The 7,580-nt window shown below is 59.9% G+C and carries 8 protein-coding genes; 2 read left to right on the top strand and 6 right to left on the bottom strand.

Annotation, left to right across the window (positions count from 1 at the left end; genetic code table 11):
* Positions 1-298: 298 nt before the first annotated feature.
* Positions 299-1,498, bottom strand: coding sequence for a tyrosine--tRNA ligase (tyrS, locus tag D4A39_RS15140; protein ID WP_119918496.1), 1,200 nt, complete (start codon positions 1,496-1,498; stop codon positions 299-301).
* Positions 1,499-1,672: 174 nt separating this feature from the next.
* On the opposite strand from tyrS, the gene D4A39_RS15135 reads away from it, so the two are divergent.
* Both D4A39_RS15135 and D4A39_RS15130 read left to right on the top strand, forming a co-directional pair.
* Positions 1,673-3,007 carry a peptidoglycan DD-metalloendopeptidase family protein gene (locus D4A39_RS15135; protein ID WP_022986139.1) on the top strand — a complete coding sequence of 445 codons (1,335 nt, stop codon included), beginning with the start codon at positions 1,673-1,675 and terminating at the stop codon, positions 3,005-3,007.
* A complete protein-coding gene (locus D4A39_RS15130; protein ID WP_119918495.1) occupies positions 2,997-4,085 on the top strand; it encodes an anhydro-N-acetylmuramic acid kinase in 1,089 nt (362 codons plus the stop codon). Before D4A39_RS15135 ends, D4A39_RS15130 begins: the two co-directional genes overlap by 11 nt.
* A 73-nt stretch (positions 4,086-4,158) precedes the next feature.
* On the opposite strand, the gene D4A39_RS15125 is transcribed toward D4A39_RS15130, so the two are convergent.
* The 5 genes from D4A39_RS15125 to argC form a co-directional block, all read right to left on the bottom strand.
* Positions 4,159-4,692, bottom strand: coding sequence for a phosphatase PAP2 family protein (locus D4A39_RS15125; RefSeq protein WP_233552497.1), 534 nt, complete (start codon positions 4,690-4,692; stop codon positions 4,159-4,161).
* A 199-nt stretch (positions 4,693-4,891) separates the two neighbouring features.
* On the bottom strand, positions 4,892-5,230 hold the full coding sequence (gene erpA / locus D4A39_RS15120) for an iron-sulfur cluster insertion protein ErpA (RefSeq protein ID WP_022986142.1): 339 nt from the start codon (positions 5,228-5,230) through the stop codon (positions 4,892-4,894).
* Positions 5,231-5,320: 90 nt separating this feature from the next.
* Positions 5,321-5,782 carry a bactofilin family protein gene (locus tag D4A39_RS15115; protein ID WP_119918493.1) on the bottom strand — a complete coding sequence of 154 codons (462 nt, stop codon included), beginning with the start codon at positions 5,780-5,782 and terminating at the stop codon, positions 5,321-5,323.
* A gap of 9 nt (positions 5,783-5,791) precedes the next feature.
* Positions 5,792-6,520 carry a DUF6776 family protein gene (locus D4A39_RS15110; protein WP_119918492.1) on the bottom strand — a complete coding sequence of 243 codons (729 nt, stop codon included), beginning with the start codon at positions 6,518-6,520 and terminating at the stop codon, positions 5,792-5,794.
* A gap of 2 nt (positions 6,521-6,522) precedes the next feature.
* Entirely contained in the window at positions 6,523-7,563 is a 1,041-nt protein-coding gene (gene argC / locus D4A39_RS15105) for an N-acetyl-gamma-glutamyl-phosphate reductase (RefSeq protein WP_199699475.1), read from the bottom strand.
* Between the last annotated feature and the right edge of the window lie 17 nt (positions 7,564-7,580).

The raw sequence follows: 7,580 nt of genomic DNA, 5'->3' as shown, positions 1-7,580 counted from the left end.
TGGCCTTCCGAAGAAGGAGCACTTAATACATGCTCAGTTCGTCATCTGAATTAACAAAAACTTGTTGACTCGTTCAGAACTGATATCTCTTAAAGATCCAATCCCAAACAGGTCCCACACGTTTGCTTGCCTGATTGTTAAAGAGCTTCTCGTCCGTGGCGTTTCGTTGTTGCCCCGTCGAGGAGTGCGCATTCTAGGGATTTCCCTGAGGGTGTCAAACCCTTTTTCGCACTTTTTTTAAAAAACCTTCCGACCGCTCACTTTCTGTCCAAAACGGCCCTTTTCGGGCCGTTTTTGCTTATTTGATAACCACCCTGGCGATCTTTTTCTTGCCTGCCTGGATCACATGGGTATCGCCAGCCCGGAAAGCACGCTCTTCTTGCAGCTGAACCCCATCCAGATACACCGCGCCGCGGGCAAAGACATCCTTGGCCGCCTTGCCATTCTGGGCCAGCCCCGCCTCGCGCAGCAGGGGGACAATGTGGATATCGGGCTGCTCGCCCAGCTCCACCACCACTTCCGGCACATTATCGGGGATCTCCCCAAGGGCGATCTGGTTACCGGCAGACTTTGGCGCCGCCTGTGCCGCCGCCTCACCATGGAACCGGGTCACCATTTCCAGTGCAAAGGCCTTTTTGGCCTCCTGCGGGGTTCCCTGCTGGTCAGCCTCAGCCTTCAGGACCTCGATCTCCTCGTTTGATCGGGCACTGAGCAGTTCATAATAACGCCAGGTCAACGCATCGGGAAGCGACAGCAGCTTGCGGTACATCTCCCCCGGGGCGTCGTTGACTCCGACATAATTCCCCAGCGACTTGGACATCTTCTGCACCCCGTCCAGCCCTTCCAGGATCGGCATGGTCAGACAGATCTGCGGTGGCTGACCGTGGCTCTTCTGCAGGGTGCGCCCCATCAGAAGATTGAACTTCTGGTCGGTACCGCCCAACTCCACATCCGCTTCCAGGGCCACAGAGTCATAGCCCTGCACCAGGGGATAGAGGAATTCATGGATGGCAATGGGCTGATTACCTTTATAGCGCTTGTCGAAATCATCACGCTCCAGCATCCGCGCCACCGTGTACTGGCCCGCCAGCTTGATCATGCCTGCGGCCCCCACCTCATTCATCCAGCTGGAGTTGAATTCCACCCGGGTTCGCGCCGGGTCCAGAATCTTGAACACCTGCTCTTTGTAGGTCTCCGCATTGCGCAACACATCCTCGCGACTCAGCGGGGGGCGGGTCGCACTCTTGCCGGTAGGGTCGCCGATCATCCCGGTGAAATCCCCGATCAGGAAGATAACCTCATGCCCAAGCACCTGAAACTGGCGGAGCTTGTTGATCAACACGGTATGCCCCAAGTGGAGGTCCGGCGCGGTGGGATCAAAGCCCGCTTTCACTCTCAGAGGGCGCCCGGAGGCCAGCTTTTCCCGCAACTCGTCTTCCTGGATGATCTCGTCCGCTCCGCGAGAAATCAGTGCCAGTTGTTCTTCCACCGTGGCCATGCCTACCTCTTGAGATTCCACTACTACTGATTCGGACCAACCGGGCCCGTCAAAGCGCGCCATTGTAGCACTTGAACGCGGCCAGAGAAGGCGGGTATCTTTGCAGGTCTGTTTTTTCGCCGAGCCTGCCGGGCATCGGCCCGTCTTTTACCTAACCAGACCCCGCGAACCTTCATGAAACAATTTTTTTCTGCTATCGGCAGACTGGTGCGCCAGTTCCCACGCACCCATTTACTGCTGAGCATGGTACTGCTGGGTGGCGTCATCCTTATCGCCCTGCGCCCCGACCACCCGGGGAGCGAGCCCGCCGCGAAAACCGTCAAGGCCCTCGATCTACCCGCTCGCCCCGCTGCCAAGACCACCCCCAACCCTGCTAACAAAGCCCAACCCCCTGCAGCCCCCGCGTGGCAAACCCTGACAGTGCAAGCCGGCGACAGCCTGTCATCCCTGCTACAGCCTCTGGGTGTCGGGGCCGGCCAGGTCTATGCGCTGATCAACAGCGACGAAAAACTCCAGCGCCTTACCCGTCTTCGCCCTGACGAGACCCTGGAAGTCATTGTCAATGATAGCGGCTCACTGACCGCTGTCCGTTATCACCCCTCCCGGGTGGAAACCCTGATGGCAAAACTGACCGGCGGTGGCTGGACCGTGCGCCTGAGCCAGCGCGAGTATCAGAAACAGACCCGCTTCGCCCAGGCAGACATTACCGACTCCCTGTTTCTGGCCGGTGCCGCTGCCGGCATCAGCGACAAGCTGACCATGCAGCTGGCCAACCTGTTTGCCTGGGATGTGGATTTCGTTCTCGACATCCGCAAGGGCGACCGCTTCCGGATCCTGTACGAAGAACTGTATCTGGATGGCGAAAAGGTCGGCGAAGGCGACATCCTGATGGCCGAATTCTGGAATCAGGGGCGCCACCTGACGGCATTTCGCTACGAAACCCTGTCCGGAGATGTGGAATACCTGGACATCAAGGGTGACTCCATGCGCAAGGCGTTCATCCGCACCCCGGTGGCGTTTTCACGCATCAGCTCACGCTTCAATCTGGGCCGCCGCCACCCGGTGCTTAACACCATTCGCGCCCACAGGGGCACAGACTATGCCGCCCCCAGAGGCACCCCGATTCGCGCAGCGGGTGACGGCAAGGTGATCTTTGCCGGGGTCAAAGGCGGCTACGGCAATGTGGTGATTATCAAGCACGGCCAGATCTACACCACCCTGTATGCGCATATGCGCAATTTTGCCAAGGGAATCCGGGTCGGAAAACGGGTCAAGCAATCACAAACCATCGGCTATGTGGGCACATCCGGACTCTCCACCGGGCCGCACCTGCATTACGAGTTCCGCATCAACGGGGTACACCGAAACCCGCAAACGGTCCCGCTACCAAAGGCGCGCGGCGTTAACGACAACGAGCGGGCGGAATTCCTGATCGCAGCTAACCGGCTCAAGGCACAGATGACCTTGTTCGCCGAAGCCGCGACTCTGGCCAGCAGCAATGTCTTCTGAGCTGTATATCGGCCTGATGACCGGCACCAGCGTTGACGGCATCGACGCGGCGCTGGTGCGGATCGATGATAATCGCGTCACGCTACTGGGCAGCCATAGCGAGCCCATCCCCGATCCAGTGCGGGCCGACATCCTGGCGCTTTGCCAGCCGGGCAACGGAGAGATCGACCTGTGCGGCAGCGTCAGTCAGACGCTTGGCTGCCTCTATGCCAATGCCTGCCACGCCCTGCTGCTGACTTGCGGCATTGCCGCTTCCGCCATACGCGCCATCGGCTGCCACGGGCAGACCGTTCGCCACCGTCCGGGTACTCAGGGTTTTAGCCTGCAACTGGTCTGCGCCGATACCCTGGCGGTGAAAACCGGCATCCCGGTGGTACACAATTTTCGCAACAAGGACATGGTTCTCGGCGGCCAGGGCGCCCCCCTGGTGCCCCCCTTTCACCGCCAGCAGTTTGGCCGTTCTGGCGAGCGGCTTGCGGTGATCAATATTGGCGGGATGGCCAACGCCTCTCTGCTGGAAGGTCGCACCCTGCTCGGCGGTTTCGACACGGGCCCGGGCAATGTGCTGATGGATGACTGGATCGCCCGACAAGGCCTTGGTCCTTTTGACCGCAATGGCGACTGGGCTGCCAGCGGCCGTGTGGACCCGGGCCTGCTCTCCACCCTGCTGAGCGATCCCTACTTCAGCCTGCCGCCGCCCAAGAGTACCGGGCGGGAACACTTCAACGCCCAGTGGCTAACCTCCCGGCTGCCCGCCCAGACCCGCCCTGCGGACATCCAGGCCACGCTCGCCGAACTCACTGCACGGAGCATTGCCGATGCCCTTGCCGCATTTCGCCCCGACGCCCTGCTCATCTGTGGCGGCGGCGCCCATAATGATTACGTGCTACAACGACTCCACGCCCTCACCGACGTCGCGGTGAACACCACGGAAAAAGCGGGTCTTCATCCTGACTGGGTGGAAGCCGCCGCGTTCGCCTGGCTGGCATGGGCGCGCTGGAATGAAAAGCCGGGCAACGCCCCGGTCGTCACCGGAGCCTCGAGGGAAGCGATTCTGGGGCAGGTCACACTGCCGTAAGAGCAGCAGCCAGCTATGAGCTGTGAGTCACCAGGCGCGAACCAAGGATTGCGGAAACCGAGTAGCTTGCCAGTCAAACCAGCCAGAGAGCGATCAGGGCACAACTGAAGCCCAGCGTCGCCCCTGCCAGAATATCACTGGGGTAATGGACCCCCAGCAGCACCCGGGACAATCCGACCATCACTGCCAGCGCCAATGCCAGCGCCATGACCGGCGGGTAAAAGACACACACGAGGGTAGCCATCACGAAGGCCGCTGCGGTGTGCCCGGAAGGAAAACTGAAGCGGTCCGCCGGCTGGATGAACGCCGACAGGCTTTCCAGCGCATCGGCCGGGCGCGGACGCTTAATCAAATGCTTGAGCCCAACGAACAACGGGACTTCCAGTGCGTAGGCGGCCATCGCAGTGAGTGCAAACTCACTGCCGCCCAGACGGTCCACCCACCAGATCAGCAGGGTCAGCGCCACATAGAAAGGGCCATCTCCAAGACGCGAGACCATGCGCGCCATACGCGCCCGCCGCGCGGCCTGAGGCTGCTGAAGCAACCAGCACATGGCGCGGGTATCAGCAGCGGTCATTCGTTGAAAACTCGGTCGTGTCGTCATCATGAGTTTAGTGTCCACCCTGAAAACGACGAAATGTTGATCAAATAATGAAGGTTATGTGACAGCGGGCGCCGCACACAGAAACCCTGTGGGAGCGGTCGCTCGACCGCGAAAGAGGCTGACAGGACGTGATACTCGGAAAAGCGGGTATCGCGGTGAAACCACCGCTCCCACAGAATGGCAAGGAGTGACTCAGGGCGCCCTAGACCGAGAAGGAAGAACCGCAGCCGCAGGTCGTCGCGGCATTGGGGTTGCTGACCACGAAACGCGACCCCATCAGACCCTGCTCGTAATCTACCTGTGAGCCATCAAGGTACTGGATACTCATGGCGTCCACCAGCAGGGTGACACCGTCTTTCTCGACAATGGTATCGTCATCGTTCACGGCTTCATCGAACGTGAAGCCATAAGAAAAGCCCGCACAGCCCCCCCCGGTGATATACACCCGCAGCTTGAGCTCAGGATTGCCTTCATCGTCGCGCAGCTCTTTGACTTTGGCGGCGGCAGCGTCGGTGAACGAAATAGGGGTTGGGTCGATCATAGGCTCGCTATTGCTGTAAAACGGAAGAACCCGTGACACAAACGCCGGTGTGACACGGGTTCAATATGTTCCAGTACCTGACTAAAACCGTCAAGAATTATCCGCAGCGGCCTCTTTGGCCGCCGCAGGCTTGTCCGCTGTTTTCTCCGGGGCGGGCAGATTGCGACGCTCATCGTCCAGGCGTACCAGCTTGCCGTTGACCCGGGCCCCCATCACCATCTCGATCATCAGGTAGTAAACATTGCCCTCGACAGAGGCTTTTTCAGCCAGCTCCAGATTTTCAGTAGCGTGGACGTCACCTTCCACATGGCCATTAATCACTACCTGGGGAACCTGAATCTCGCCTTTTACTACCCCCGTCTCGCCGATCACCAGTCGGCCACCGTCCTTGCCGACACTGATATTGCCTTCAACAGTCCCCTGCACGTGCAGGCCACCGGTAAATTCGATATCGCCTGTCACCTTGGCACTCGGGGCGATGAGGGTGTGATTGCGGTAATCCTGGGAGGCGGATGCTCCGGAAGATGCGGATTTCTTGTCTCGGCCTAGCACTGCTCTCTCCTACTGCCACTTTATGGTTTTCTGTATTTGGTGTCGGCTTCTGCCGCCGCTTTCAGCTTCCACATCCAGTGTGCCAATCTCTACCCCTTCCGGCAGCCGAAAACGGCCACTCAGCTCCTGAAAATAGCGAAACCGGAACCGTGTCTCACTGCCATCGGCTAACCAGTCCTCACCAGTCAGTGCAAAGGCCTCTGCGTCGCGGGTTCCCTTGAGGGTCAAGCGAATATCGCCGGACAGATAATTACGGTTATCCCCCGCCTGCACCAGTACCACTTTGTAACTGTACAGGTTGGGCTCGTCGGTCGGTTGCAGCGTGGCCTTTTCAATTTGCAGCCCACCTTCAGCCCCCACCGGCGCCATGACATTCTTGTAGAATGCCACCGCCTCTTCCAGTTCGGCCGCTTGATCACGCAGGCCCTTGATTTCCTGGCGCAGGGTCTCGCGGGCCTGACGGGTCACTTCGGTGTCGGTGCGGTACAGCGCCAGTTCGTTGCGGGCAGCATCCAGTTCCCGTTTCTTGCTCTTCAATTCGGCGCGCAAACGCTGATTGGTGGCAGAGGTATCCAGGGAGCCGCTATTGCCCACCCACAGCCCCGCGACAAACAGGACCAGGGCAGACACCGCCGCCCCCACCATGAGCAAACGACGGCGTTTCTTCTGCTGGGAAGGACTGACCGGCATGAGTACCACATCATCGATACCCGCGCGGCTTTGCGGTTTCTTCGCCATGATCAGGGCATCAACGGCACGACCGCGAGGCCGGCCGATTCGTCCAGCCCAAACATGATATTCATGGCCTGCACGGCTTGCCCGGAGGCCCCTTTCACCAGGTTATCGATCACCGACAACACCACGATCACGTTCTCGCCACGGGGCTGATGCAAGGCAATCCGGCAGGTGTTCGCCCCTTTCACAAAGCGGGTTTCCGGGTGGCTTCCCAGCGGCATGACATCCACAAAGGGCTCATCCTGATAGCGTTTTTCATAGGCAGCCTGGATCGCTTCCAGAGACGGCGCACCTTCTACCAGCTGACCGTAAAGCGTGGCATGAATACCTCGAATCATGGGAATCAGGTGGGGAACAAAGGTGGCCTTTACCGGCCGACCGGCAATGTCCCCAAGGCCCTGCTCGATTTCCGGCAGATGGCGATGACCACTGGCTCCGTAGGCCTTGTAGCTTTCACCGGCTTCCGCCAGCAACATCGGCACCTTGGCCCCCTTGCCCGCGCCACTGGCGCCGCTGGCGGCATTGGCAATCAGCTGGTCAGGCTTGATCCAGCCATTCTCCAGCAACGGCAGGTAACCCAGCTGGATGGAGGTGGGGTAGCAGCCGGCGCACGCGACCAGGCGCGCCTTACGCATTTTCTCACGGTTCACTTCCGGCAGGCCGTATACCGCTTCCGCCAGCAACTCGGGGCAGGCATGGGGCTCGCCATACCATTCGCTCCACAGTTCGTGATCCCGCAATCGGAAATCAGCAGACAGGTCGACCACCCGCACGCCAGCCGCCATCAGCTCTGGCATCATGCGCATGGCAACATTATGTGGCGTGGCAAAGAACACCACATCGCACTGCGCCAACCGCGTCACGTCCGGCTCACTAAACACCAGATCGGTGCGGCCACGCAGCGAGGGAAACATGTCAGCCACAGCGGTACCGGCATCGCCTCGGGACGTGATCACATCCAGTTCCACCTGGGGATGATTGACCAGCAAACGCAGTAACTCGACCCCGGTATACCCGGTGCCGCCGACTACGCCGACCTTCAGGATTGCCATAACTTCACTCC

It is taken from the genome of Alcanivorax profundi (assembly GCF_003597125.1).
In the GTDB taxonomy this organism is placed as follows: Bacteria; Pseudomonadota; Gammaproteobacteria; order Pseudomonadales; family Alcanivoracaceae; genus Alcanivorax; species Alcanivorax profundi.
The sequence above is the reverse complement of the archived record's forward strand: the minus strand, read 5'-3'. Positions and strand labels throughout refer to the sequence as shown.